At 62.5% G+C, this 26,280-nt stretch carries 26 protein-coding genes and 1 pseudogene; 17 read left to right on the forward strand and 10 right to left on the reverse strand.

What is annotated here, in order from left to right; genetic code table 11:
* The first annotated feature begins 1 nt into the window (after position 1).
* From RE432_RS13005 to RE432_RS13035, 7 genes are all read left to right on the forward strand, one after another.
* Entirely contained in the window at positions 2-616 is a 615-nt protein-coding gene (locus RE432_RS13005) for a peroxidase-related enzyme (protein WP_310933823.1), read from the forward strand.
* A 185-nt stretch (positions 617-801) separates the two neighbouring features.
* Positions 802-1,575 carry an ABC transporter ATP-binding protein gene (locus tag RE432_RS13010; RefSeq protein WP_310933824.1) on the forward strand — a complete coding sequence of 258 codons (774 nt, stop codon included), beginning with the start codon at positions 802-804 and terminating at the stop codon, positions 1,573-1,575.
* Entirely contained in the window at positions 1,572-2,567 is a 996-nt protein-coding gene (locus RE432_RS13015; RefSeq protein ID WP_310933825.1) for an ABC transporter substrate-binding protein, read from the forward strand. The genes RE432_RS13010 and RE432_RS13015 overlap by 4 nt, the downstream gene beginning before the upstream one ends.
* A gap of 111 nt (positions 2,568-2,678) precedes the next feature.
* Complete coding sequence (locus RE432_RS13020; RefSeq protein WP_310933826.1) at positions 2,679-3,452, forward strand: ABC transporter permease subunit; 774 nt, start codon at positions 2,679-2,681, stop codon at positions 3,450-3,452.
* 2 nt (positions 3,453-3,454) lie between these two features.
* Complete coding sequence (locus RE432_RS13025; RefSeq protein ID WP_310933827.1) at positions 3,455-4,297, forward strand: transporter substrate-binding domain-containing protein; 843 nt, start codon at positions 3,455-3,457, stop codon at positions 4,295-4,297.
* A gap of 35 nt (positions 4,298-4,332) precedes the next feature.
* Complete coding sequence (locus tag RE432_RS13030) at positions 4,333-5,706, forward strand: sodium-dependent transporter (RefSeq protein WP_310933828.1); 1,374 nt, start codon at positions 4,333-4,335, stop codon at positions 5,704-5,706.
* An 8-nt stretch (positions 5,707-5,714) separates the two neighbouring features.
* Positions 5,715-6,407 (forward strand): aspartate/glutamate racemase family protein, encoded by a 693-nt coding sequence (locus RE432_RS13035; protein WP_310933829.1) that lies wholly within the window; start codon positions 5,715-5,717, stop codon positions 6,405-6,407.
* Positions 6,408-6,478: 71 nt separating this feature from the next.
* Here the strand turns inward: RE432_RS13035 and RE432_RS13040 are convergent, their stop codons facing one another.
* Positions 6,479-7,378: a DMT family transporter gene (locus RE432_RS13040; protein WP_310933830.1), complete on the reverse strand. Its 900-nt coding sequence runs from the start codon at positions 7,376-7,378 to the stop codon at positions 6,479-6,481.
* 70 nt (positions 7,379-7,448) lie between these two features.
* Entirely contained in the window at positions 7,449-8,381 is a 933-nt protein-coding gene (gene epsC, locus RE432_RS13045; RefSeq protein ID WP_310933831.1) for a serine O-acetyltransferase EpsC, read from the reverse strand.
* A 108-nt stretch (positions 8,382-8,489) separates the two neighbouring features.
* On the opposite strand from epsC, the gene RE432_RS13050 reads away from it, so the two are divergent.
* Positions 8,490-8,705: a hypothetical protein gene (locus RE432_RS13050; RefSeq protein WP_310933832.1), complete on the forward strand. Its 216-nt coding sequence runs from the start codon at positions 8,490-8,492 to the stop codon at positions 8,703-8,705.
* On the opposite strand, the gene RE432_RS13055 is transcribed toward RE432_RS13050, so the two are convergent.
* Positions 8,692-9,462, reverse strand: a complete 771-nt coding sequence (locus tag RE432_RS13055) for a winged helix-turn-helix transcriptional regulator (RefSeq protein ID WP_310933833.1) — start codon at positions 9,460-9,462, stop codon at positions 8,692-8,694. The two genes, RE432_RS13050 and RE432_RS13055, sit on opposite strands and share 14 nt — an antisense overlap.
* Before the next feature lie 150 nt (positions 9,463-9,612).
* Here RE432_RS13055 and RE432_RS13060 point away from each other — a divergent pair.
* The 3 genes and pseudogenes from RE432_RS13060 to RE432_RS13070 all read left to right on the forward strand — a co-directional run.
* Positions 9,613-10,002 (forward strand): annotated as a pseudogene (locus tag RE432_RS13060) (YybH family protein); the annotation flags it as partial.
* Positions 10,003-10,020: 18 nt separating this feature from the next.
* Positions 10,021-10,560, forward strand: a complete 540-nt coding sequence (locus tag RE432_RS13065; protein ID WP_310934229.1) for a VOC family protein — start codon at positions 10,021-10,023, stop codon at positions 10,558-10,560.
* Positions 10,561-10,724: 164 nt separating this feature from the next.
* Positions 10,725-11,651 carry a DMT family transporter gene (locus RE432_RS13070; protein WP_310933834.1) on the forward strand — a complete coding sequence of 309 codons (927 nt, stop codon included), beginning with the start codon at positions 10,725-10,727 and terminating at the stop codon, positions 11,649-11,651.
* 23 nt (positions 11,652-11,674) lie between these two features.
* Here RE432_RS13070 and recJ read toward each other — a convergent pair whose 3' ends face one another.
* Both recJ and RE432_RS13080 read right to left on the reverse strand, forming a co-directional pair.
* A complete protein-coding gene (gene recJ, locus RE432_RS13075; RefSeq protein ID WP_310933835.1) occupies positions 11,675-13,387 on the reverse strand; it encodes a single-stranded-DNA-specific exonuclease RecJ in 1,713 nt (570 codons plus the stop codon).
* The gene (locus tag RE432_RS13080; RefSeq protein ID WP_310933836.1) at positions 13,369-14,307 is read right to left on the reverse strand and encodes a hypothetical protein; all 939 of its coding nucleotides are present in this window, start codon (positions 14,305-14,307) and stop codon (positions 13,369-13,371) included. The genes recJ and RE432_RS13080 overlap by 19 nt, the downstream gene beginning before the upstream one ends.
* Before the next feature lie 40 nt (positions 14,308-14,347).
* On the opposite strand from RE432_RS13080, the gene RE432_RS13085 reads away from it, so the two are divergent.
* From RE432_RS13085 to RE432_RS13095, 3 genes are read left to right on the forward strand one after another with little or no spacing between them, the layout of a single operon-like run.
* On the forward strand, positions 14,348-15,619 hold the full coding sequence (locus RE432_RS13085) for a lipoprotein-releasing ABC transporter permease subunit (protein WP_310933837.1): 1,272 nt from the start codon (positions 14,348-14,350) through the stop codon (positions 15,617-15,619).
* Positions 15,612-16,328: a lipoprotein-releasing ABC transporter ATP-binding protein LolD gene (lolD, locus tag RE432_RS13090; RefSeq protein ID WP_310933839.1), complete on the forward strand. Its 717-nt coding sequence runs from the start codon at positions 15,612-15,614 to the stop codon at positions 16,326-16,328. The genes RE432_RS13085 and lolD overlap by 8 nt, the downstream gene beginning before the upstream one ends.
* Positions 16,329-16,385: 57 nt before the next feature.
* The gene (locus tag RE432_RS13095; RefSeq protein WP_310933840.1) at positions 16,386-17,219 is read left to right on the forward strand and encodes a TatD family hydrolase; all 834 of its coding nucleotides are present in this window, start codon (positions 16,386-16,388) and stop codon (positions 17,217-17,219) included.
* A gap of 49 nt (positions 17,220-17,268) precedes the next feature.
* On the opposite strand, the gene RE432_RS13100 is transcribed toward RE432_RS13095, so the two are convergent.
* Together RE432_RS13100 and RE432_RS13105 are read right to left on the reverse strand one after the other, a co-directional pair.
* Complete coding sequence (locus tag RE432_RS13100; RefSeq protein ID WP_310933841.1) at positions 17,269-18,267, reverse strand: tripartite tricarboxylate transporter substrate binding protein; 999 nt, start codon at positions 18,265-18,267, stop codon at positions 17,269-17,271.
* Between the two features lie 29 nt (positions 18,268-18,296).
* Positions 18,297-19,166 (reverse strand): fumarylacetoacetate hydrolase family protein, encoded by an 870-nt coding sequence (locus tag RE432_RS13105; RefSeq protein ID WP_310933842.1) that lies wholly within the window; start codon positions 19,164-19,166, stop codon positions 18,297-18,299.
* Between the two features lie 133 nt (positions 19,167-19,299).
* Here RE432_RS13105 and RE432_RS13110 point away from each other — a divergent pair, with 133 nt between their 5' ends.
* Positions 19,300-20,019, forward strand: a complete 720-nt coding sequence (locus RE432_RS13110; RefSeq protein ID WP_310933843.1) for an FCD domain-containing protein — start codon at positions 19,300-19,302, stop codon at positions 20,017-20,019.
* A 49-nt stretch (positions 20,020-20,068) separates the two neighbouring features.
* Here the strand turns inward: RE432_RS13110 and RE432_RS13115 are convergent, their stop codons facing one another.
* The 3 genes from RE432_RS13115 to RE432_RS13125 are packed head-to-tail and all read right to left on the reverse strand — an operon-like array spanning position 20,069 to position 22,831.
* Complete coding sequence (locus tag RE432_RS13115; protein ID WP_310933844.1) at positions 20,069-21,040, reverse strand: tripartite tricarboxylate transporter substrate binding protein; 972 nt, start codon at positions 21,038-21,040, stop codon at positions 20,069-20,071.
* 30 nt (positions 21,041-21,070) lie between these two features.
* Positions 21,071-21,538 (reverse strand): DUF3237 domain-containing protein, encoded by a 468-nt coding sequence (locus RE432_RS13120; RefSeq protein ID WP_310933845.1) that lies wholly within the window; start codon positions 21,536-21,538, stop codon positions 21,071-21,073.
* A 39-nt stretch (positions 21,539-21,577) separates the two neighbouring features.
* On the reverse strand, positions 21,578-22,831 hold the full coding sequence (locus tag RE432_RS13125; protein ID WP_310933846.1) for a flavin-dependent oxidoreductase: 1,254 nt from the start codon (positions 22,829-22,831) through the stop codon (positions 21,578-21,580).
* Between the two features lie 155 nt (positions 22,832-22,986).
* Here RE432_RS13125 and RE432_RS13130 point away from each other — a divergent pair, with 155 nt between their 5' ends.
* Positions 22,987-23,484, forward strand: coding sequence for a MarR family transcriptional regulator (locus RE432_RS13130; RefSeq protein WP_310933847.1), 498 nt, complete (start codon positions 22,987-22,989; stop codon positions 23,482-23,484).
* Between the two features lie 147 nt (positions 23,485-23,631).
* Positions 23,632-26,121, forward strand: coding sequence for a DNA internalization-related competence protein ComEC/Rec2 (locus RE432_RS13135; RefSeq protein ID WP_310933848.1), 2,490 nt, complete (start codon positions 23,632-23,634; stop codon positions 26,119-26,121).
* The last annotated feature ends 159 nt before the right edge of the window (positions 26,122-26,280 follow it).

Genomic DNA, 26,280 nt, shown 5'->3' on the forward strand with positions numbered 1-26,280 from the left:
TATGCCGCAACCGAACTATGTATCCGCCCTGGGCGCGCCCGACGCCAGCAGCCTGGATGAGGACATCCAGGCGGTGTTCGACAAATGCACTGAAAAGCTCGGCCTGGTGCCCAATGTACTGGCCGCCTATAGCCTGCGGCCCAACAAGCTGCGCCACTTCATGGCGATGTACAACGAGCTGATGCTGGCGCCGTCGGGGCTCAGCAAGCTCGAACGCGAAATGATTGCGGTCGTGGTGTCCAGCGCCAATCATTGCTATTACTGCCTGGTGGCGCATGGCCAGGCGGTACGCGCGCTGTCCGGCGACCCGCAACTGGGCGAAATGATGGTCATGAACTATCGGGTCGCGCCGCTTGAGCCGCGCCAGCGGGCCATGCTGGATTTTGCCTGGAAGCTGACCAAGACGCCCGAGCTGGTGGTAGAGGCTGACCGGGCGGCCTTGGCGGCGGCGGGCTTGAGCCCGGAAGACATTTTCGACCTGGCCGATACCGTTGGCTTCTTCAACATGTCCAACCGGATGGCCATCGGCATCGACATGATTCCGAATCCCGAATATCACGGCATGGATAGGCCTGCGGCTTTCGTGGCGCCCCCCAAGCAGGACAAGCCTGTGTGATTTTGCAACATTTCATCGTCCGTTCATGAAGTCGCCGCGGGTGTGTGTTTTTTTTATACACCCGCCCGTAGCGCGGCCCGGGCACCTATATTTCTGTTTGATATAAGTAAAGACAATAAAAATTCTTGTGGGTCATGATGGCGGTCAGTACAGTTCGATATAACCAAATAGTTAATCGAACACTCATGAAGTTGTCATTCAAGAATATAGAAAAGGAATTCTCGGGGCTGCATGTCATTGAGGATTTCAGCCGCGATATCGACGACGGCGAGCTGGTGGCCCTGGTGGGGCCGTCGGGCTGCGGCAAGTCGACCTTGCTGCATATTGCCGCCGGCTTGGAAAAGCCCAGCGGCGGCGTCATGCTGGCTGACGGGGCTCCCGTCCAGGGGCCGCATCCGGAACGCACGCTCATGTTCCAGGAGAATGCCCTGTATCCGTGGCTGACGCTGGCCCAGAACGTGGCGCTGGCGCTGGAATTCCAGAAAATCGACAAGCAGAAGGCATTGGCGCAAGCGTACGAATGGCTGGCCAAGGTCAACTTGCAGCGCTTCGAGAACTATTTTCCGCATCAGGTATCGGGCGGCATGCGCCAGCGTGCCGCATTGGCGCGCGCGTTCATTTCGCACCCCAAGGCCTTGCTGCTGGACGAGCCTTTCGGCGCATTGGACGCCTTGACGCGCATGACGCTGCAAGACGCATTGCGGCAGTTGATACGCGAGGCCGGCCCGACTGTGCTGCTGGTGACGCACGATGTGGACGAGGCGTTGTTCCTGGCGGACCGGATCCTGGTGTTCAGCCCCCGCCCGGCCACCGTCCTGAAGGAATTCAACCTGGCGCATCATGAAAAAACGCATGATCTGTCGGAGTTTGCCGCGATGCGCCGCGAGATCCTGGGCCTGCTCGGGATACACGCCGAACATGATGAATCCATTGAAATACAAGAGGAAGTTGAAGCATGAAATTGACACGTCTACTGTTGCCCGTCCTGGCCGCCTTTGCGTTGGCGTCGCCGGTGACCGCCGCTGAAAAATTCAAGGTCGGCTATTTGCGCGTCATGGACGATGCGCAGGCCATCGCCGCGTACGAGGGCGACTTCTACAAGAAGCACGGCCTGGATGTCGAGCTGGTGGAGTTCAAGTCGGGCACCGACCTGATCAAGGCCATCGTCGGCGGGCAGTTGGATACGGGCGTGCTGGGATTCACCAACGCCGCTTCGTGGTCGTCCAAGGGCGCTGACCTGAAGGTAGTGGGCGGCGCCCAGCATGGTTTCCACTCTATCGTTGTGCGCGACGACTCCGGCATCAAGGATGTCGCCGGCCTGAAAGGCCATACGCTGGCCTCGCAGAAAGAAGGCAGCACGGCGGACACGGTGCTAAGGGGCGTTGTGCTCAAGGATGCCGGCCTGAAGCCCGACGACCTTTCCATCATGGGGGTCAGCCCGCAAGTGGCCGTGCAGTCGCTGGTCGGCAAGCGTGTCGATGCCGCCTTCCTGTTCGAGCCTCAGGCGCGTATTGCCCAATTGATCGCGCCCGTGACGCAAATATATGAAATCGGCGAAGTCTGGCCTTTTCCCTGCATGGTGGTGATCACCTCGGGCGACACCCTGAAGAACCGCAAGGACGATGTCTGGAAATCGCTGGATGCGCAGCGCGAAGCCATCGAGCTGCTGCAGAACAATCCGGAAGAAGGCGCCAAGCTGATCGCCGACTACTTTATCGCCGAGCCCACGCTTAAAACCCTGAAGCATGGCGACATGCCGCGCGAAGACATCATTCGCGACGCGATCAAGAGCCAGACGTTCAGCCCGGTCCTGACGGACAAGGAACTGGCGCGCATGCAGGAGATCGCCGATATCATGCAGGAGCAGGGTGCCTTGAAGACCCGCGATGGCCAGCCGTTCGACGTCGGCCAGATTATCGACCTGGAATGGCAGAACACGCGCAAGCTGTAAAATGCCGCCTGCTCCGGCCTTGAGCCGGAGTGCAACACAGCTGTTGTGCCGCTGTAATCATCCATTCCCAGATGGCCGGTACGCTCCGGCCATCTTGCATTTTGAGCATTCATGAGTACTCAGATTCGCCTGACGGGCTTCAGAAAAAAAATTGCCATGGTCGTGGCTGTCGCCGCCATTTTGCTGTTCTGGCAGATTGCGGCATGGTCGCTGCCCGATTTCCTTATGCCGGGCGTGCCTACGGTCATTGTCCGCCTGTGGGAAGACATCCAGTCGGCTGATTTCCGGGCCGCCCTGTCGGGCAGCCTGGTGCGCCTGGGCTTTGGCTACGGCTCGGCGCTGGCTTTCGGGGTGGGCTTCGGCCTGGTCGGCGGCGTGCTGTTCTTCTTTCGGGAAGTGCTCAAGTCGGCCATCATCATTTTGCAGTCTATTCCCTCTATTGCCTGGGTGCCGCTGTTTTTGATCATGATGGGTTTCGGCAACCTGCCCATCATCGTGGTCATTGCCCTGTCGGCGTTCTTTCCGGCCGCGCTGTCGGTGATGAATGCGACGGAAAGCGTATTGAACGTGCATGTTTCAGCCGCGCGCGTCATGGGCGCCAGCCGCTGGGACATGCTCCGGCGCGTGTATTTGCCCGCCGTCATGCCCGAACTGATTACCGGCGCGCAACTGGCCTTCGGCAATGCCTGGCGCGCCCTGATTTCGGCCGAAATGCTGATCGGCTTCGGCCAGGGGCTGGGACGCTCATTGGCGTATGCCGGTGAAACCGCCGACATGGTGGGCGTGATGGCGAATATTCTGACCATTGCCATCCTGGCCACGTTGATCGACCAAGTCATTCTGGAGAATCTGAAGCGCCGGGTATTGCGCTATCAGTACGTGTAAAGATGAATGCCACGCTGACCCGCCTGCTTGCCCTGTCCCGGCGTACCGCCATCGTGGCGGCAATGGGCCTGACCTGCTCGACGATGCTGGTTCAGGCATCGCCGCAACCCCCTGCGACGGCGCAGGGCGGGACGGCGGGAACGCTGCAGGTAGGCATGGCGTATGTCGTCCCCCCGTTTGTGGACGGCGCCAAAGTCCGCACGCCGGAAGCCATCGATACGGCACTTGCCGAAGCGCTGGCCGGCAAACTGGGGCTTGCGCTGCAGGCAGTGCCCGCCAGGCCCGCCGGCAAAGACATCTTGCTGGGCAAGGATAAGCCCAGGGCGACACTGGCTGTGTTGCCCGATACGCAGTCCCTGCCGGCCTCCATGGTGGCGGTTCCCACCGGCTATGCCGCCGCGCCCATGGCGATCATGCGCACCGATACCGACATCAAGTCGTGGGAGCAGTTGAAAGGGCGTACGGTCTGCCTGTCCGAGGGCGGGCGGCATGTGGGAACCCTGTCGGCCCGCTACGGCGCGCAGGAAATGGTGTTCAGGGCGCCGGCCGACGCTTTGCTGGCCTTGCGCATCGGCGAATGCGATGCGGCCGTGCACGATGACGTCATGCTGAAGGCATTGCTCAAGCTGCCCGAATGGAAGAAGTTTTCCGCCCGGCTGACGCAAGCAGAGGCGGCGCCGCTGGTCTTCCTGGCATCCGCCGACGACACCGCCCTGGTCGGCGCGCTGAAGCAATTGGCCAAAGAATGGAAGGCCAGGCGCCACTTGGCGGCGCTGACAGCGTCCCGCGTCAACGATATTGCATTTGAAGTGTATCTGGATCAGGTCGTCGCCGATTGCCATTAAGTGCGAAAATTGCGTCTTGAGCAAGGAGGCGCGCAATGGGCCAGGGCACGAACAGCACAGCAAAAAAACGGGACGGTTTTTCATCCAGCTTCGGCGTGCTGGCCGCGACCTTGGGTTCGGCCGTCGGGCTGGGCAATATCTGGAAGTTTCCCTCGCTGACCGGCGCTCATGGCGGCGCGGGTTTCCTGTTGGTTTACCTGTTGTCCACCTTGCTGATCGGCCTGCCGGTCATGATTGCCGAGATCACGCTGGGACGCAAGGCCAAAGCCAACCCCATTACCGCATTGCAGACGCTTGCGCCCAGTGCGCTGCCCTGGTGGCTGATCGGCGCATCAGGCGTGGCGGCCGCCTTCCTGATCCTGTCTTTCTATTCTGAAGTCGTTGCCTGGGTATTCGCCTATGTGGCCAAAGCCCTGGGCGGGTCCATTCTTAGCAGCAGCCCCGAGGTCACGCAGAGCGCCTTCAGCGCCTTGATCAGCGACCCCTTGCAGTCCCTGTTATGGCAATGGGGCGTACTGGCATTCATCGGCGGCATCTTGCTGTGCGGCGTCACCAAAGGCATTGAAGCCATCACCAAGAAGTTGATGCCGCTGCTGTTTCTGCTGCTCTTGCTGTTGGGCGCGGTCAGCCTGTCGCTGGAAGGCGCGCGCGCGGGCCTGGCCTTCCTGTTCAGCCCCCAGTTCGACAAGATCAGCGCCAGTGTCGTGCTCACCGCGATGGGCCTGGCGTTTTTCAAGCTGTCGATCGGCATGGGCACCATGATGACTTACGGCAGTTACTTCCGCGATGACCAGAATATCCCGGCGACGGCATTTCGCGTCATGAGCGCCGACCTGTGCGTGTCTTTGCTGGCGGGCATTGCGATTTTTCCCGCGGTGTTCACCTTCGGCTTCGAACCGTCTTCCGGGCCGTCGCTGGTGTTCATCACCATCCCCGCGGTATTTTCCCAGATCCCCCTGGGGCATGGGCTGATGGTTGTGTTCTTTGTGCTGACGGCCATTGCCGCAACCGGCGCCATGCTGTCGTTGATGGAAGTGCCCGTGGTGATTCTGCATGAACGTTTCGGCCTGGCGCGCGGCAAAGCCACACTGCTGACCCTGATGCTGCTGATCGTGGCGGGATCAGGGGCGGCCTTGTCCCATAGCACGCTGGCCGAGTTTACCGTCTGGAACATGAGCCTGTTTGACTTGGCCGACTACCTGTCTTCCAATGTGCTTTTGCCCGCAGGCGGCATTTTCATTGCGCTGTTCGTCGGATGGAGCTGGGGGCTGGACCGGTTCAGGCAAGCGGTGTCCAATCAGGGCCGGCTGTCCAACGCCGCGCTGGCCAATGTGATTTTCTTTCTGCTGCGTTACGTGTCGCCTTTGCTGATTCTGATTGTCATGCTGCGCGGCTTGGGCCTTATCTAAGGAAAGCCATGAAAACCATAGGATTGATCGGCGGCATGAGCTGGGAAAGCACCGCCGACTACTATCGCGAAATCAACGAAGGGGTCAAACAGGCGCTGGGCGGACTGCATTCCGCGAAAATTGCCTTGTTCAGCGTCGACTTCGAGCCTGTGGAGAAACTGCAGCACCAAGGCGACTGGCAAGGGGCGGCCGCGGTGCTGGCCGACGCGGCCAGGCGCGTGGAAGCGGCGGGCGCTGATTGTGTACTGATCTGCACCAACACCATGCACAAGGCGGCCCGGGACGTGGAGCAGGCCGTTTCCATCCCTTTATTGCACATCGCCGACGCCACGGCGCAGGAATTGGCGCTGCATGGCGTCAAGAAGGTGGGCCTGCTGGGGACGGCCTTTACGATGGAGCAGGATTTCTATAAAGGCCGCCTGCAGCAGTTGCATGGCCTGGATGTCATGGTGCCCGGCGAGCATGACCGCAAAATCGTGCACGACATCATTTACCAGGAGCTGTGCCTGGGGCAACTGCGCGAACCGTCCAAGGCGCACTATCTGCGCATCATCGATGCGCTGGCAAAGCAGGGCGCGCAGGCGGTCATATTGGGCTGCACCGAGATCGGCCTGCTGGTCAAGCAGGCCGACACGCAAGTCATGCTTTTCGACACCACGGTAATACATGCCCGAAAGGCGGTGCAGTGGGCGCTTTCGTAAGCCGCCAGGCTGGCCTGGTCCTGGCGTAGGCCGGCCTGGCGGCATCGTGCCGCCGGAAACGCTGCGGCGGTTCAGCGCCTGGACGACAGGATGATCCCGCCCACGATCAAGGCAAAGGCCACGGCATGGTATAGATGCGGCACCTCGCCCAGGAAGGCGGAAGACAGCAGGGCGGCAAACAGCGGGGTCAGGTTATTGAAAAAACCGGCGGTGGTCGGCCCCACGCGCTGAACGCCCATGCCCCAGCAGCGGAAGGCGATGATGGCTGGTCCGATAGACACATACGCCAGCGCCAGGGCCAGCGGCCAGCCCCAGTGTATATGGGCGTCGGTCAACGTCCATTCGCCGGCGGCGAACATGCCCGACCACATCACGCCGAAGGAGACCTGCGCCAGCAATACGGTGGCCCAGTTGCGCCGTATCGCTTCCGTATCCGTGGACTGCACCAACAGCCAGCTGTAAAAGGCCCAGACGATGGTGGCGATGATCATGAAGATATCGCCCGGGACGAAACGCAGGGCAAGCAATTGGCTGAATTGCCCCTGGCCGAGCACGGTCAGGACCCCCGATATCGACAGCACCGCGCCGGCCACTTGCGTGCCCGCGATGCGCGATCCGAAAAACAGCGAACCGATGACCAGCATCCATACGGGCATGCTGGCGCCGACCAGGGTGACATTGATGGGGGTGGAGGTATGCAGGGCGATGTACTGCAGCGTGTTGTACAGGCCGATGCCCAGCAGCCCCAGCATGGCATAGCGCTTGCGGTTGGCCCACAAGCCGCTGCCTTGGCGGAATACGGAATAGCCCAGCGGAAGCAGAACCAGCAGGGCAATCGCCCAGCGCAGGAAGTTCAGCGTAATAGGGGGAATCAATTCGCTGATCACCCGCCCTACGACCGCGTTGCCCGCCCATAAGGCGGGGGGTGTAACCAATAACAGAATGGTGAAAGGGGAAAGTTTCTGATTCATGCCTGAGCAAATAGACGGCGCGCAAACTTGCGCGCCTGGGCCGTTATCGTACCGTATGCGCTCGCGGCGCCTATTTGCCTGCGCCTTCGGCGGCGGGATCGCAACTACGCGTCCCCTGAGAATCAGCCTGGGTAACATGGCTGCCCGCCGGGACATCGTTGATCAACCAGACATTGCCGCCTATGGTACAGCCGCGGCCCAGCGTAACCCGGCCCAAAATGGTGGCGCCCGCGTAGATCACCACATCGTCTTCCACGATGGGGTGGCGGGGCAGGCCTTTTTCCAGCTTGCCGTTGGAATCGGTGGGAAAGCGTTTGGCGCCCAGCGTCACGGCTTGGTAAATGCGGACGCCCTTGCCGATGATGGCGGTTTCGCCGATCACGACGCCGGTGCCGTGATCGATGAAGAAGCAGGGGCCGATCTGCGCGCCGGGGTGGATATCGATGCCGGTTTGCGAATGCGCCAGTTCTGACGACATGCGGGCCAGCAGGGGCAGATCCTGTTTATAGAACTGATGGGCGATGCGATGATGGATCATGGCCAGAACGCCCGGATAGCACAGCAGGACTTCGTCGACGCTGCGGGCTGCCGGGTCGCCTTGGTAGGCGGCCAGGACGTCGGAGTCCAGCAGGCGGCGCATTTCGGGCAGCGACGAGGCAAAGGCCTGGACCAGCTGCACCGCCTTGGCTTCGATTTCGGCATCGTTGTGATGTTCGTGCCGCAGTTGATAGCGTAGTTCCAGCCGGACCTGGGCAAGCAAGGCATGCAGCGCCGAGTCCAGCGTATGGCCGATATAGAAATCCTCGCTTTCCTGGCGCAGGTCGAGCGGCCCGAGCCGCATCGGGAACAACACGCCTTTCAAGTCGTCCAGGATTTTGCTGATCGCCTGGGGGGATGGGAATTCGCGCCCGCCCGGCTCGCGTGAACGCCGCTGGGACTTGCGCCATTCCTGGCGGACGGCATTCAGTGAATCGACAATGGGGTTGACATCAAAAACAGCCATGGAAGCACTTTCTCCAGCCTGGATCGGCGGCTTGGACGGCGCGCGGGTGATCAGGCGCGGCGGTAAAGCGTTAAGATCGCAGTATGCGTTAGGGGGAGGCAAACGAATATGATACCAATCTATTCTCCGAAATCAGAGTCCGAGGCGGCCGTGATTGTGTCGCTGATGCAGGCCTACGACGTTCCTTTCCTGATGCAGGGGGGCGCTTTCAGTTCCATGTACCCCGGCCCGGTCTCCAACAGCCTGAATGCGCAGACCCTGCTGGTCGACAAGGACTATGCGGAAATGGCCCGGCAGCTGCTGCAACCCTTCATGGATGCGTAAGTCTGGATGTGGCGCCGGCTGCCTGCTGCGCCGCCGGTTCGGGCAGGGCGAATACCGAGAAAAAAGAAACAAGCGCCGAGCGTTCGCCCGTGTAGCTGAAGCGGCCTGTCTGCACGGTTTCATCGATATCGAATTTGCCGTAGGCCAGGTAAAGCAGGGTCTGGGGATCGGCGGACAGGATGGCCGCCGGTTTGACTGCCTGCCCTCGGTTGATGTGCAGCTGTTTGCCGTCGACTCGGGCGCTGAAGACCTCATCGCCAAAATGAAGCTCGATCGTCAGGTGGATGTTGCCATGGCTCGCCGCGGCGGGGTTGAACATGGCCTTGAATGACAGCATGAGCGCATCGACGCCCAGCGGCGCGCCGCGCTGAAACGCCGGTGAGCGCACGCCCCAGTGCGCCAGTTGCAGCACAATGGGTTCCAGTGCTTTGCCCCAGTCGGTCAGCTCGTATACCCAGGCGCTGGCGGGGGGCGGCAGTTTGCGCCGCTGCAGCACCTGGGCGGTGTCCAGTTCATTCAGGCGCTGGGTCAGGACATTGGGGCTGATGCTGGGCAGGCCGGCGCGCAAGGCCGTAAAGCGTTTGGGGCCCAACAGCAGTTCGCGCACAATCAGCAGCGCCCAGCGCTCGCCGATCAGGTCCAGTGCGTGCGCGGCGGCGCAGCCATCGTCGTAACTTCGTTTCGTTGCCATGGTCATCGGTATTGTGTTGGCGCCCTGCGCGGCCCCTGTCTGCTTGACATGAAGGCAGTCTACCATGTTAATCCTGATTACATTTTAATTAGTTGTTATTTAGGACTAAATGGTGATAAATTGGCGGCTCAGGCTTTTGGCGAGTGCGGGCGGAGGCAAGCAGCCCCGACACGATAGCCATGCACTTGGGCCTTACTCAAATTCAGGAGACGCATTATGGATGCAGCAGGAAATACCCAGACGCGGGACGAGGTCAGGCAAAGCATAGAGAGTTGGCTGGACGCCGTCCGGTCATTGGATGCGGACGCCATCATGGCGCATTACGCTCAGGATGTCGTGGCGTTTGATGCCATCATGCAATTGCAGTTCAAGGGCCGGGAAGCCTACGGAAAGCACTGGAAAGCGTGCCTGAGCATGTGCCCGGGGCCCATGGTATTTCAGCCGGGCGACCTGGATATCCAGACCGCCGGCGATCTGGCGGCGGTTCATGGCCTGATTCGCTGCGGGGGGCAGGACGAGAGCGGTCAAAGCCATACGTCATGGATGCGCATGAGCAGCACGTATCGCAAGACCGGCGGTCAATGGCTGATTGCCCACGAGCATTTTTCCGCGCCCTTCGACATGATGAGCAACAAGGCTTTATTCGATCTGGACCCCGACCATACGGACAAGGTCAGGGCAATACCGCCGGACATGAACACCGTCACCCCGCATCTGGTGTGCGCCAACGCCGCCCAGGCCATCGATTTCTACAAGCAGGCGTTTGGCGCCATCGAGCAGGCCAGGCTGGCAGGCCCCGATGGCAAGATTGCGCATGCCTGCCTGCGCATCGGCAATTCGGCCATCTTCCTGTTCGACGAGAATCCGCAATGGGGCGCCCTGGGCCCCCTGGCGCTCAAGGGCACGCCGGTTTCCATCCATCTATATGTGGACAATGCCGACGAGGCGGCCAGGAAAGCGGTGGCGGCGGGCGCCAAGCTGATCATGGAAGTGCAAGACATGTTCTGGGGCGACCGCTATGGCCTGCTCGAAGATCCTTACGGCCATCGCTGGTCGGTGGCGACGCACGTTAAAGACCTGAGCCCCGAAGAGATCAAGAAAGCGTCTGAAACGATGTTGACGGACGGAGGTTGCGCTGGCGGGGAGGCCAAGGCAGGGGCTTGATCTGCCCGATCGCCCGGTTTCTGTAAAAAGGCCCGCTGCGGCATGCATCGCAGCGGGCCTTGTTCATCCCGGGCAGCGCGTGCCCGCGACGGCGTCCAGGGGTTCGCCGGTGCCGGCCCTCTGCACAGGCGATAATACAAAGCTTGGCGTTCCCGAGTATTTCCATGCATGATGTTTCAAGCCGTCTCAAGGCCTATGCCTGCCTGGCCTTATCCATGTCGCTGGTCGGCGCGTACGTTGCGCTGACCAAGCCGCTAGCGGTGGTCCTGCCGGTGTTCTTGCTGGGCTGGCTGCGTTTCGGCATAGGCGCCATTGCCATGCTGCGCTGGATCCGGAAGCCCGCCGCCGAGCCCGCCCTGTCGGCGCAAACACGCTGGCTGATTTTTCTTGAGTCTTTTCTGGGCAATTTCCTGTTCACGCTTTGCATGATACTGGGGGTCAGCATGACCAGCGCGGTATCGGCGGGCGTGATCATGTCCGCCATCCCCGCCACGGTGGCCCTGCTGAGCCGGATTTTCCTGAAGGAGTCGATTCGCCCCAGGGTCTGGGGGGCGATTGCCTGCGGGGTGCTTGGCATCAGCGTGCTGTCGCTGGCGCAGGCTCCCTCCACGGGCCAGGCTTCGGAGCTGCTGGGGGAGGCGAGCCAGGGCAGGCAGTGGCTGGGCAATCTGCTGATTTTTGCCGCAGTCATATGCGAGAGCGCCTATGCCGTGATCGGCAAGCGGTTGACGGCCGTGCTCAGCCCCAAGCGCATCAGCGCCGTGATCAATTTGTGGGGTTTCGTGCTGATGACGCCCTTCGGTCTTTACGCGGCGCTTCAGTTCGACTTTACGACGGTGCGCTACGAGCTGTGGGTGCTGATGCTGTTCTACGGCCTGGCCGCGAGCGTATGGACAGTCTGGCTCTGGATGGTCGGCCTGAAGTCAGTGCCCGCCTCGCAGGCGGGCGTGTTCACCGTTATGCTGCCCATCAGCGCCGCGGTGGTGGGGGTACTGGCGCTGGGCGAAACACTGGGCGGCCTGCAGCTTGCGGCGTTTGCCATTGCGCTGGCCGGCCTGCTGCTGGCGACGCTGCCATCCAGGCAAGCCTGACGCGCCAGGTTGACGCGGGCCCGTCAGCTTTCGGGCGCGCAGGCGTATTCGATGATCAACTGGGCCGATACCATGCCGTTCCAGACATTCTGGTCCAGCCGGTACGCGACGTCCACGTATTCGGGCAGCATGTCGGCGTGGTTGAACCAGATGGCGTCGAAGCGCTGATGTCCGCGTTCCAGGCTGAGCTTCAGATGCTTTTCTTTCAGCAGCCTTTGCTGGCGCACATAAAAAGTGTCGCGAAAAACCGGGGCGGGAAAGCCCGCGCCCCAGACTTGCTGCTGCAGCAGTCCGGCGACCTCGGCGTTGGCGTAGCCTGTTTCCAGCGAGCCGTCGGTTTCGATGATGGGTTCGAAACTGGCCTTGCCGCTCAGTTCCTTGACCGCACTGTCAAAGCCGTTGATGAACAGCTCGTAAGCCTCTTCACGCAGCGTCAGCCCGGCTGCCATGGCATGGCCGCCGAACTTGAGGATGATGCCCGGGTGCCGTTTGGAGACCAGGTCCAGCACGTCGCGCAGATGCACGTCGGGGATGGATCGGCCCGATCCGCGCAGTTCGCCCGAATCGGAGCGGGCGAAAGCGAGGGTGGGACGCCAATAGGTTTCCTTCAGGCGCGAAGCCACCAGGCCGACGACACCCTGGTGCCATTCGGGGTGATAGACGCAGACCGTGGCGCCGATGACCGGATGCGAGGCCTCGATGGCTGCCAGCGCCTCTTCGCGCATGGTGGCTTCAATGCCGCGCCGCTCCTGGTTCATGGTGTCCAGCTGCCGCGCAAGGTTCAGCGCCTGGCCTTCATCATCAGTGATCAGGCAATTGATCCCCAGGCTCATGTCGGCCAGGCGGCCGGCTGCATTGATGCGCGGGCCCAGGGCGAAGCCCAGGTCGAAGCCGCTGGCTTGGCGGGGCTCGCGACCCGCTACGGCAAACAGGGCGCGTACGCCCGGCTGCATGCGCCCGGCCCGCATTTTCTGCAGGCCCTGGGTGACCAGAAGCCGGTTGTTGGCGTCCAGCTTGACCACGTCGGCGACCGTGCCCAGCGCTACCAGATCGGCCAGGTTGTCGAGCCGGGGCCCGCCATCGGGGGGGTATACGCCGCGTTGGCGCAGCTCGGCGCGCAAGGCCAGCATCAGATAAAAAATAACGCCCACGCCCGCCAGGTTCTTGGAGGGAAAGCCGCAGCCGGGCTGGTTGGGATTGACGATGGCCAAGGCTTGCGGCAGGGTGTCGCCGGGCAGGTGGTGATCGGTGATCAGCACATCCATGCCGGCCAGCCGGGCCGCTTCCACGCCATCCACGCTGGCAATGCCGTTGTCCACGGTAATCAGCAGGTCGGGCTTGCCCGCCGGATGCCGCACGGCCAGATCGACCACGGCCGGCGATAAGCCATAGCCGGTTTCAAAGCGGTTGGGCACCAGGAAATCCACCGTGGCGCCCATGCTGCGCAAGGCGCGCAAGCCCACGGCGCAAGCGGTGGCGCCGTCGCAATCATAGTCGGCGACGATCAGCAGTTTCTTGCGGGCCTGCATGGCGTCGGCCAGGACCTGGGCGGCATGCTGCACATGGGTCAGTTGTCCGGGCGGTATCAGGGCCGCCCAGGCCAGTTGGGTTTCGCTGGGATGGCACACGCCGCGCGCCGCCCACAGGCGGGAAAGCAGGGGGTGGATGCCCGCCGCTTCAAGGGCCTGCGCGGCTTGAAAGTTGGCGAGGCGGGTGCTTAGTTTTGGGGTGACCACCAGTGACTCCATGCGTTGCGGCTGCGGGGCAGCCATTGTGTCCATCGGCCGAATGCGCCGGGCGTCAGCTCGACGATTCGGTCGCGGCCTGTCAGGACCAGGTTGGGCGGCCGGCCGCTGGCCAGAGGCGTGAAGACGCGTGCCTCGAGCTGGCCCAATGCGGCCAGCCAGCCGCCCCAGTCCTGCTTGATGCTGAATTCCTGCAAGTCGTTGTAGACCCGGGTATCCTGCGGGGGCGGGGCAGTGGCAAGCTGGTCCGCGCGCGCGCCGCCGAACAGCCACAGGCTGTTGATGGGCACCAGGCCCTGCTGGTAGCGTGCCTGGTTGACCGGATGATCGAACCACAGCATTTGCACTTCATTGACCAGGCGGCGCCATGGGCGCGCGGCCATGTCCTGCGGCCACCAGTCGTTGACCGAGGTGATGCTGACCAGGGCCGGGCTGGCGCTGATCGGCGCATAGCCGCCGGGCAGCGCAATGCGCCACTGCGTGACGCCCGAAGGGCTTAATTCAAAGCCCGCTTCGGAAAACAGCGCTTGCACGGACTCGAACAAGGCTACACTCTGATCTGGCGTGATGGCCAGCTCGCCGGCGGGCAGCAAAGCGGCGCCATCGCGCGAGGGCGACACATGCACGAGTTCGGTCAACCAGATTGGCTGGTCTTGTTCTGCAACATCTTGCGCCCATAAAGGCCCCAGGCCTGTGGCAAAATTCTGTTCGCTTCCCGGCGAAAACCCGCGGGCCAGCAGTTGCCATTGCTCGTAGGGCGTACAGCCGCTGCGGGCCGGGTCGGCGGCAATGCTGCGGGCGCGGGCCTGCTGCAGCCATCCCAGCAGGGTGGGGGCGGTTTTTTGCAGATAAGCAGTGAGTTCGCGCGCTTCGCGAGGGTCGGGCAAAGCGCCGGGTAGTACGATTCGCATTCCTGGATTGTAGTGTTTATGGGAAAGGGTGGCTTTAACGATGTCTTATGAATTATGGATAGGCGCCCGCTATGCCGGCCTGGTGCGCGCCAGACGCCGCGGGGGGCGGGGCGACCGTTTTGTGTCCTTCATTGCCGCAAGCTCCATGGCGGGTATCGCGCTGGGTGTGGCGGCGCTGATCGTGGTGCTGTCCGTCATGAACGGATTCCAGACACAGGTCCGGGACCGCATGCTTTCGGTTCTGCCGCATATCGAACTGTATGTACCCAGCATGGCGCCCGAGCAGGTCCTGTCAGCATGGCAAGAGATCGCTGCTGACGCCAGAAAGAACCCCAAGGTCCAGGGTAGCGCGCCCTTCGTTGCGGCCCAGGGCATGATCGTCCGGGGCGAGGTGCTGAGCGGCGTGCAGATCCGGGGGATTGATCCGCAGCTCGAGAGCGGCGTGTCCGACGTCGCCGGGCAGATGATTTCGGGCCGGCTCGACACCTTGAAGCCGGGCAGCTTTTCAGTCGTATTGGGCAACCAGCTTGCCAATTCATTGGGCGTCGGCGTGGGCGACACCGTGCTGGTGCTGGCGCCGCAAGGCTCGATTTCGCCGGCGGGCTTTACCCCCAGAATGCGGCAGTTTACGGTGTCGGGGCTGTTTTCATCCGGCTATTATGAATACGATGCGTCGCTGGCTTTCATCCATTACGAAGATGCCGCCAGGGTATTTCGCGACAGCGGCGCCAGCGGCGTGCGCTTGCGTATCAACGACATGCAGCAGGCCCCGTTTGTGGCGCAGGAACTGCGCAATGTCCTGCCGCCTTCTGTGTATGCGCAAGACTGGACCCAGAACAATCGCACCTGGTTTGCGGCGGTGCAAACCGAAAAACGCATGATGTTCCTGATTCTTGCCCTGATCGTGGCGGTCGCCGCCTTCAATCTGCTGTCGTCGCTGGTCATGGCGGTCAAGGACAAGCGTTCCGACATCGCCATCTTGCGCACGCTGGGCGCGGGGCCGCGCGAAATCGCGCGCATCTTCCTGGTGCAGGGTTCGCTGATCGGGATCGTGGGCACCTTGCTTGGGGTGGGCTTCGGCATGCTGCTGGCCTATAACATCGACGTGATCGTCCCCTTCATCGAGCGTATGCTGGGCGTGCAGTTCCTGCCGCAGCAAATCTACTTTATCAGCGAGCTGCCATCCAATCCGCAACTCAGCGATATCGCCGTCGTCGCGGCCACGTCGCTGGTGCTGTCGCTGTTAGCGACGCTTTACCCCAGCTGGCGCGCGTCCAGCCTGCAACCCGCACAGGTGCTGCGTCATGACTGATACCACGGCTGTTCACGCGCTGAGCGCGCGCAATCTGGTCAAGACCTATCACGAAGGCGGGCAGACAGTCGAAGTGCTGCGCGATGTCAGCCTGCATGTCGACCAAGGCGAAATGGTGGCCATTGTGGGCGCGTCCGGTTCAGGCAAGAGCACCTTGCTGCATATGCTGGGCCTGCTGGACGAGGCTACGTCCGGCACGGTGCTTGTCAATGGCGAATCGGCCGACGGCTTGAACGAAGCCCAGCGCAGCCGCCTGCGCAATCGCAGTCTGGGCTTTGTGTATCAGTTCCATCACTTGCTGCCGGAATTCTCCGCCCTGGACAACGTGGCCATGCCCTTGATCGTGCGCCGGGAAAAGCGCGGCGCGGCGCGCGAGCAGGCCCAGATCGTCCTGGAGCAGGTCGGCCTGGCTGCGCGCATCGACCACTATCCCGGGCAGTTGTCCGGCGGCGAGCGCCAGCGGGTCGCACTGGCTCGCGCATTGGTCACGCGTCCGAGCTGCGTGCTGGCCGACGAGCCCACCGGCAATCTTGACCGCTATACGGCCGAAAGCATGTTCGACCTGCTGGTGCAGGTCAACCGCGAGTTCGGCACGGCCTTTGCTATCGTGACGCATGACCCCGCGCTGGCCGCGCTGGCGCATAGGCAGTTGTCGATGGATAAAGGCCGGCTGGTCGATCCCGAGACGCCGCCGCTGACCCCCGCCTGAGCGGGCCTGCCCAGGCGCGACGCATCGGTGGGCCGGGGTGTTCGGAACGGAGGACTTATGCTGATAGACACGCATTGCCATCTGGATGCCGCCGAGTTCGGCGCCGATCGTCAAGCGGTCATTGACCGGGCCGGCGCGCAGGGCGTGGGCGCGATCGTCATCCCCGCCGTGTCGCGCGCCAACTTCGATGCCGTGCGCGACCTGGCCCATTCCTTTCAGGGCGGGGCCTACGCCTTGGGCATACATCCGATCTGCGTCCCGCAGGCGCAGGAGTCGGACCTGGCCGTACTGGAAGGGCGGATTCAGGCGGCCCTGGACGACCCCCGCTTTGTCGCCATCGGCGAGATCGGGCTGGATTTTTTCCTGCCCCAGCTCAAACCCCCCGCGATGCGTGACAGGCAGGAAGTCTTCTATGCCGCGCAGCTCGACCTGGCCGAACGCTATGGCTTGCCGGTGCTGCTGCATGTCAGGCGCTCGCAGGACCTGCTGCTCAAGCATCTGCGTCCGCGGGCAGCCATCGGGGGGATTGCCCACGCTTTCAACGGCAGCTTTCAGCAAGCCGGCCAGTTCATCGAACAAGGTTTCGCATTGGGTTTCGGCGGCGCCATGACCTTTTCCCGGGCATTGCAGATCCGGCGCCTGGCCGAACAACTGCCCCTGGAAGCCCTGGTGCTGGAAACCGATGCGCCCGATATTCCACCGGCCTGGCTGGGCGGGCCGGGGCGGCCGGCGGCGCGCAACGAGCCGGCTCAGGTGGGGAAAATTGCCCAGGCGCTGGCGGACATCAGGGGTGTGAGCCGTGCAGACATTGTCTTGGCCACGGCGGGGAACGCCCGGCGGGTTTTGCCCAGGCTGGCCGATCATGCGATGCCGGCTGGCGCGCGCGGATGATACAGTGGGCAGGGGCGTGCGCCACGCGGCGCCCCTGCCGTTCAGCCGGTCAATCCACCTTGCCCATTTTCTGGACGGCCTTGGCGATCGACTCGGAGTCTGTCTTCCAGTAGGCGTCGAAGTCGGCGGCGTCCTGGAAATCCAAGGGGCTGCCGGTTCCCAGCATGGTCTTCTGGAAGTCGGGATTCGCGGCAATCTTCTGTGTGGCGGCGCTCAAGGTATCGATGGCTTCCTGCGGCGTGGCCGCGGGTACGAATATGCCTGACCATTGGATGAACTTGGCGTCATAGCCCAGCGACGTCAGGCTGGGTACGTCGGGCATGGAATCCAGCGGTTTTTCGCCCCAATGCGCCAGGGCGCGCAGTTTTCCGGCCTTGATCTGCTGCAAAGCGCTGGCAGGCCCCGTGGCCAGGGCCTGTACATGGCCGCCCAGCAAGGCGGCCACGGCGGGGCCGGCGCCGGTGTAGGGGATGTGCGCGAGCTTCACGCCGGACGCCTGCGCGAGCATCTCCATGGGAACGTGCATGGTGCCATAAATGCCCGAGCTTCCGTAGGTGATGCTCTCGGGGTTCTTGCGCGCATCTTCGATGAAGTCTTTGGCCGTCTTCCAGGGGGCGTCGGCACGAACGACCAGCACGGTCGGGTCGGCGGTGATGCGGCCAATGGGTTTGAACTGATCCAGTTGGAATGCCGCTTTGCGCTCAAGAATCTTGTCGGCTTCGGGCAGAATGGAAATGGACGACAGGCTCAGCAGTATGGTGTAGCCGTCCGGTTTCGCCTGGGCGGCCTGGCCGATGCCGATGGCGCCGCCCGCGCCGGCCTTGTTCTCGATGACGACGGTCTGGCCCAGTTCCTTGGACAGCGCGTCCGCCACGGGGCGAGCCACCGTGTCGGCGACGCCGCCGGGCGGGAAGGGCACCACCATGGTGATGGGGCGCTCGGGATACTGCGCCAGGGCGTGGCCGGACAAGGACAGCAGCGCGATGGCGCAGAACGCTTTGAGCCCTGATGCAATGCCCGCTTTCTTGATGGTTGATGATTTATTCATGTGTCTCCTCCGGAGGTGGGGCGTGTTGTTTATTTAAAGGTGTTTTCCAGGACGCCGATGCCATCGATTTCGATGCGCACGACGTCGCCTGTTTTCAGATACTGGGGCGGATTCATCCCCATGCCGACACCGGCGGGAGTCCCCGTGGCGATGATGTCGCCAGGGTAGAGCGTGATCCCGCGCGAGCAGGTTTCGATCAGCGAGGGCAGGTCGAAAATAAGGTCCGGCGTGGCGCCGTCCTGGCGCAGTTCGCCGTTCACCCAGCAGCGTACGCGCGTGTTGCTGCCATCGAGTTCATCGGCCGTCACGATCCAGGGCCCCATGGGGCAGAAAGTGTCGAAGGATTTGCCCATGTCCCATTGCTGGTGGCGCATCTGCACATCGCGGGCCGTCACGTCGTTCACAATGGTGTAGCCGAAGACATGGCTCATGGCGTCTTCGCGCGAGATGTTCTTACCGCCCTTGCCGATGATGATGGCCAGCTCCGCCTCGTAGTCGATCTGCTCGGATACGCCGGCGGGCAGCGCCACGGCGTCGTTCGGGCCCACCACGCATTCGGGCACTTTGGTGAAGACGATGGGCCAGGACTGCACATTCTGGTCGTTGTCCTTGAACACCGAACTCGACAGTTCCTTGGCGTGCGCATGGTAGTTGCGGCCGACGCAAAATACATTACGGAAGGGGCGCTCGATAGGCGCTGCCAAGGTGGACATGTCCAGAGGCTGGCCATCGCCGGCGGCTTGGATTTTGCCCTGGATTTTGCTATAGTTATGTACCAATTGGTGCATATCCCCGTCGAAGCCGGGTATCAGGCTTTCAAGCGTCCAATACTGTTTTTTGTTGCTGTCTACCAGGCAGACTTTGGATTTTCCGTTAAGTTTCAGCGTTGCGAATTTCATCTTGCTTCCTGTATGGTGAACCAATGATCGTAATTTAGCATAAAAAAAGTACCAAATTGGAGCATTAAACGCAAAATTTTTCTATAAAACAGACCAATTGGTATATTATGATGCGAATGAAACTTTATCGAGGATGCGGGTTGTGAGCGAACAATGGGCCATGCAGGGGGTGCGTACGGCAGGCATACGCGCGCTTTCCGATCACTTGCTGCTTGAAATGTCTCAGGGCAGCCTGCGGCAGGGGGTCAAGCTGCCGCCTGAACGCGAACTGGGCGAGCGCTTCGGCATCTCTCGCGGTTCCGTGCGGCGTGTACTGGGGCATTTCCGGGAGCAGGGCCTGATCACCCAGACGGTGGGCAGCGGCACTTTTGTTTCGGCTCAGGCAGAATCCTTGCGCCAGACGCAGGCCGAACCCGCCGCGGTACATACCAGCCCCGCCGAGCTCATGGTGGCGCGTCTTCTGATCGAACCGCTCATGCCGGGGCTGATCGTCCAGCACGCCACCGCCGCGGATTTCCAGCATATGGCCGATTGCCTCGAACGCTCCGAAGCGGCGGACAGCATCGAAGAATTCGAACACTGGGACGAAGCCCTGCACCGATCCTTCGCGCATGCCACGCATAACAGTTTCTTTGTGCAGATCCTGGATCTGACCAACAAGGTCAGGGAACAGGGCGAGTGGGGCAGGCTGAAACGCATTTCACTCACGCCCGACACCCGCCGCCAGTACGAGGCCCAGCACCGGGCCATCGTCGAGGCGCTCAAGGACAGGGACGCGGTCCTGGCGCGCCGCTGCCTGATCGAGCACCTGGAACAGATACAAAGCAATCTGTTCTCCCGGCCCGGCGCCTGAAAGCGAGCCGCGGCACGTTGCGGCGCGGCCTTATTGCGGCGCGGCCTTGCTAGTGGATCTTGAAGCCGGTTTTCTTGACGACGTCCGCCCAGCGCTGCTGCTCGGCAATCAGCAACTCCGCCAACGCCTTGCGTTCGGAGCCCACGATCACGAAGCCGTTGCCTTCAAGGGTCTTGCGAACGCCGTCGGCTTTCAGTGCCTCGACGATTTTTTGATTCAGCGTGTCCAACGCTATGCTGGGCGCGCCTTTGGGGGCGAAGAAGGCAAACCAGGCGCCAAAGTCGACTTCGGGCATGGCTTGCTCTTTGAAGGTTGGGATGTCGGCCAGCATCTGCGTGCGTTCCGCCCCGGTGATGGCCAGCGCCCGCATTTTGCCGGCGGCCAGCTGCGGCGCCGCCATCGCGGTCGTGACGAAGGCGCCTTGTACTTGTCCACCGATGATGGCCGTGACCGCATCGCCGGTGGAGCGGTAATGAACCGGTTCAATCTTGAAGCCGCCCGCCTCGGCCAGCATTTCCGCGCCAAAATGACCTGGCGTGCCGGCGCCGAAAGTGGCGATATTAAAGCGTTCCGCGCTGGCCTTGGCGGCGGCGACAAAATCGCTCAGCGTCTTGTGGGGGGAGTCGGCGGGGGTCACCAGAACGAAGTTGGCGCGCACGGCTTCGGTAATGGGTTCGAACTCTTCCAGAGGCTTGTATGAAAGATTGGCGGTGGTTTCGGGCGAGATACTGATGGAGCCCACCTCGCCCAGCAGAATGTTGTAGCCATTGGGCGCGCTGCGCGCAACGGAGTAGGCCGCAATCTGGCCGCCGGCGCCAGCCTTGTTTTCGACGACGACCGATTGACCGATTTCTTTTGCCAACTGGTCGCCCACGGTGCGCGCAACAATGTCGGGACCGGTGCCGGCGGGAAAACCAACCGTCAGGCGTATAGGTTGATCCGGGTAGGCGGCCAGTGCGGCGGCCGAAATGAGCGTCAGGCAGGCTGCCGATAGCAGCTTGTGCAGGATGGCTGGCTTCATGGGTGGGGTCTCCTGTGTAGGTATTCTGTGTTAGCGGACAAGAAAAAAATTCAGCTCGACGCGATCGGGGTAGCGGGCGCCGGTGCCCAGAAACAGATGCGTGTTAAGCCAGTCCAGCCGGGGCGAGGCCGTTTCAAAGCGCGGATAGCTGCGGAAGTAAATGCGTTCAGGACTCACCGGCCGGCCATGCGCCAAAGCGGCGATGTCTTCCGCCGAACCCGTGCGTATGCCCGTGTTTTCCACGTAAACCGTTTCGCCCTGGTCAGTTTCGATGACATAGCGCGCGTGAATGTCGGTAAAGGTGTGCGATCGTATGGATTGGAAATCGGCTCCGCCCGGCAGAATGCGGCCCGCCAGGCGGCCCGTGACGATGCCGCCGGTGATGGGGATGACGCGGCGCCTGCCGCTGGGGGTGTGTCCGATTTCCTGCGGCGCGGCCACCTCTACAGCGAGGGTGGCGATATGTTCCAGGTCGGGGGGCAGGGCGGGCGAGGTCATCGGTTTCAGTCCTTTCAGGCTTGCGGGTTGGCCGCTGGATCAAGCGCGGCTTTGAAGCTTGGCCGGATCAAAGCCTGCCAGCCGTTTATAGCGTGCGGCGATGTCGGCCAGCTCGGCTTCGGGCACGACTTCGTGTATGTGCTGGAAGCCGTCCGGCGACCGCTCGTGCGCCAACTGCATGACCTGTTCAGGTCCGTTCAACCGGTTGCGCAAGACGATGCCCGCGGTGATGGGCAGCCGTTCTGCTTCGTATTCCTTGAGCGCCAGTTCGATATCGGGCTGGCGTTGCGCGCCCAGTGCCTGCAATCGGTCAGCCAGGCAGCGCGCGTCCAGTATGGCCTGCGCCGACCCATTCGAACCGATGGGATACATTGGGTGGGCGGCGTCGCCCAGCAGCGTGACCCGTTCGTGGGTCCAGCGCGGTAGTGGGTCTTTGTCGACCAGGGGGAACTCATAGATCGCCTCGGCGCCGCGAATGATCTCGGGAATGTCTATCCAATCCCATTGCCACGACGCGAAGCTGTCGGCAAACACCGACGCGTCCACCACGCGATTCCAATCGGTACGCGGCAGATCCGGATTAGGCACGCGCAGCTCGGCGATCCAGTTGATGCGGGATCGGCCTTGTTGCCGAAGCGGCTCGGAAATCGGATAGCAGACGAATTTCTGATCCTGATGGCCCGCCATGAACATGGTCCTGCCATCCAGATAAGGGTTGCTGTCGGTGATGGCCCGCCACAACATGCGCCCGGAAAAACGCAGTTCGTCGGTTTGCGGATAGAAGTGACGCCGTACGGCGGAATGTATGCCGTCTGCGCCGATCAGCAGATCGCCCCGGACTTCTTCTGTATCGCCTGTATTGCGGTTGCGGAAAAAGGCCGTGACGCCCTGCGGATCCTGCGTCAGGGATTCCAGCGCCAGGCCCGTATGCAGATGGCTGGCGCCCAGGCGCTGGATGGCGAGCTGGGCCAGGGACAGCTGCAGTTCGCCGCGATGAATGGACAGCTGCGGGACGGCATAGCCTGCCGCCAAGCCGCGCGGCTCTTGCCAGATGGGCTGGCCATGGCGGTTGTAATAGTGCAGGGCGGATGTGGCAATCGCATTTTCCGCAAGGGTATCCAGCACGCCCAATTGATCCAGTTCCGTCACCGCATGGGGCAGCAGATTGATGCCCACGCCCAATGGCTTAAGGGTGCGCACGCTTTCAAAAATATCGCATTCGATGCCGCGCTGGTGCAGCATAAGCCCCAGGGCCAGGCCGCCTATGCCTGCGCCGACGATAATGACTTTCAAGGCTGGTCTCCTTATTTGTTATGTATCATAACAATCTAGCAGGGGTTAATACCTATAAGGACTTACCCGGATTTTTGATGTGTATCAAGGCATGAGCCGTCTGGACGGAGCACATGGGTTACTCTTCACGGCTTGCGGATTGTTCAGGAAAAGCAGTGGGCAAAAAATTAAGTTCCCGTCCCAACCAACGTCTTCCCGCGCAGCGCGGCGAGTCCACGGGGGCCCAAGTACCCGGTGTGGACTATGGCGTTCTGGACGAACTGGTGGGCTATGCCTTGCGGCGCGCACAGATTCGCATCTACCAGGATTTTCTGGACGCATTGAGTGTGTGGTCCATCACGCCGCCGCGTTTTTCGGCCATGACCATCATTCACAACAACTCGGGCATGAAACTGACCGAACTGGCGCAAGCCATGGGCATTGCCCGGTCCGGCGCGGTGGAAGTGGTGAACTCGCTGGAAAAGCTCGGGTTTGTGGCGCGCACCGATTCGACAGTGGATAAGCGTGCGCATGCATTGACGTTGACGGGCCCGGGCCGGCAGGCCCTGAACACTATTACGCAGGCTATCCAGGCGCACGACGCCCGGATCAGCGCCAGGCTGTCGGCGGTGGAACAGACGGAGCTGCGGCGCCTGCTTGATTTGCTGGGGTAAAGCCCCCTTGTGTTGATGGGCCCATCCTGCGAGGCCATGCGCTCCGCGCCTTGTGCGCCCGTGTTTTCCGGGCCGGCCCGTTTTGACCCGTTGACGATTTTTTTCCTTCGCCTCCGATTACGCTGACTGATTTGGGAGCGTATTCGGGTGACGGGGCGCATCAGTCTATTGGCGTTTGTGACGGCCGGCGGCGCCGTGCACAGCTTATCGCACATGCCGGGACGTGCCTGGTGGCTGGGCTTGTGCGTGGCCGCGGTATTGGCAAGCCTGATCATTATCGGGTGCTCGCCCCGTCGCCGGCGCTATGGCGTACTGATGCCTTTATGGATGGCGACGGCAGGCCTGCTGCTGACCCTGGCGCGCGTCGAGCAGCGTCTGGCGGACCGCCTGCACGACGATAATGAAAACCAAGTCTCGCGCGTGGTGTTGCGGGTGGCGGGCCTGCCGCGGCTGAATCCGGACAGCCGCCAATTTGAAGCCGACGTGATGTCGTCCCTGCCCGGCGGTGTGCCGTCCCGCATCCAGGTGTCGTGGACGGCAGCGCAGTGGGCCGGCCCTTATGGCCGCGCCGACCGCGCCCCGGCTTCGTTTCCCGAGCTGATGCCCGGCCAAGTGTGGCGGATGGCGCTGACCTTGAAACGCCCGCAAGCCGCGCGCAACCCGAATGCGTTTGATTACGAAGCCTATGCTTTTGCGCATGGCGTGCGCGCCCTGGGCAGCGTGCGCGGCAAGCCCCGGCTCCTGTACGACGACCCGTGGGCCAGCCTGCCCATCATGGCGCAACGGGCAAGGCATGTGGTGCGCGCCGCCATGCAGCCCTACCTGGAAGGCAAGCGTTACGGGGCAGTGCTGCTGGCCCTGGCGATCGGGGATCAGGCCAGCGTGCAGGCTGACGACTGGGAGGTCTTCAACCTGACCGGCATTACCCATCTCGTGTCCATCAGCGGATCGCATATCACCATGATCGCCGCATTGGGGGGTGTCGCGGTTTTCAATGCCTGGCGGCGCTTGCGCTGGCGGGGCCGGGCGTTGGCCGAGCGTGTGCCCGCGCAGGTGGCCGCAGCCCTGGCTGCATTGCTGGTGGCCTGGTTGTATTGCCTGCTGGCCGGCTGGGGCGTGCCCGCGCGCCGCACTTTCTTCATGCTTGCTGTGGTATCGCTAACGTATATACTTCGCCTGCCTTTGTCCGCCTTCCGGCTGTTGGCGTTGGTTGCCTTCGTGGTGGTTCTGCTTGACCCCTGGTCCTTGCTGGCCAGCGGTTTCTGGCTGTCCTTCGGCGCGGTCTACGTGCTGATGGCCAGCAGCGGATGGTACGGCCGGGCCGTTGGCCAGGCTGTCCTGACCCGGCGGCAGCGCCTGTCGGCGTTCCTGTGGACGGCAGCGTGCCTGCAACTGGCGATCACGGCCGGGCTGATGCCCCTGTTGGCGGTGATCTTTCACGAAGTCTCGCTTGCGTCGCCGCTGGTCAACGCCTATGCCATCCCGGTGATCAGCCTGCTGGTGACGCCGCTGGCCTTGTTGCTGGCGGGTGTTGCGCTGATGCCGGGGCTGGAATTTTTTGCGTCCCTGTTCGCCTGGCTGGGGCATGCGGCGCTGGATTTCATGATGGGGCCCACCCAGTGGTTTGCCGGGTTCAAGATGGCCAGTTTCAAGGTTGCGGCCGCGCCGCCGTGGTTGACCGCAGGCGCGATGCTGGGCCTGGTGCTGGCCACGCTGCCCTACGGCCTGCCCGGCCGCCGCCTGGCCTGGCTGCTGATGGTGCCGGCGCTGCTCTGGCGGCCGGGCAGGCCGCCGGAAGGCGGTTGGGACCTTCACGCGCTGGATGTGGGACAGGGCGGCGCCATCGTCATCCAGACGGCGCGCCACGCCATCCTTTTCGACGCAGGCCTGCGCAGCAGCGCCACATCGGATGCCGGCCAGCGCAGCATTTGGCCATTCCTGCGCTCGCAAGGCATCGCCCGGCTGGGTGCGCTGATCGTATCGCATGCCGATCTCGACCATGCGGGCGGCGTGCGCAGCATGCTCGAGGCCTTGCCGGTTCAGCAAACGTACAGCTCCTTCGACCTAAGCGCCTATCTGGCGCGCGAGGCCCGCCTGCTGGGCATGCCGGGCCAGTTGCCGCCGCTTCCGCCCGTCATGTCGCCGTGCGAATACGGCATGACGTGGCATGTGGATGGCGTGTCATTCGAGTTCTTGTGGCCGCTGGCGTCCAAGGCGGGCGCCAGCGGCCGCGGGGCGTCGCGCAATGCGCGCAACGATCAGGCTTGCGTGCTGCGCGTGCGCGGCCGGCATCACTCGGCTTTGTTGACCGCCGACGTCGGCAGCCGCCAGGAAGCCGCCCTGGTCGATCGGGGGCTGGGCGCGGCGGACGTGGTCGTGGCGCCGCATCATGGTTCCAGGACGTCATCCAGCCCCGAATTCGTCGCTGAAGTACAGGCCGCGCATGTGATTGCGCAAGTGGCTGCATGGAACCGCTACGGCCACCCCGCCGCCGAGGTCGAAGCGCGCTGGCAGGATAGCGGCGCCGTATTCTGGCGGACCGATCATCATGGCGCCGTCAGCCTGCGTTCACGCGCCGATGGCCTGCAGGCGCGTAGCGAAAGAGTGGCTGGGCGGCGGTACTGGCAAACCCGATGATGCCGATGGGCGAATGGGAACGGCTATTACACCCTGCTGGCCGCCCATCGTTCCATAAATAGAACGGTGATGTCAGATTTTGCGCTCTATCAGAAAATGCGTTCGAAGCTTATGCTATCTCCAGTGCAAACCCAGTATTTTCCAACGTCAACGTCCAAG

This window comes from Pusillimonas sp. SM2304 (genome assembly GCF_031628915.1).
Taxonomy (GTDB): domain Bacteria; phylum Pseudomonadota; class Gammaproteobacteria; order Burkholderiales; family Burkholderiaceae_B; genus Pusillimonas_C.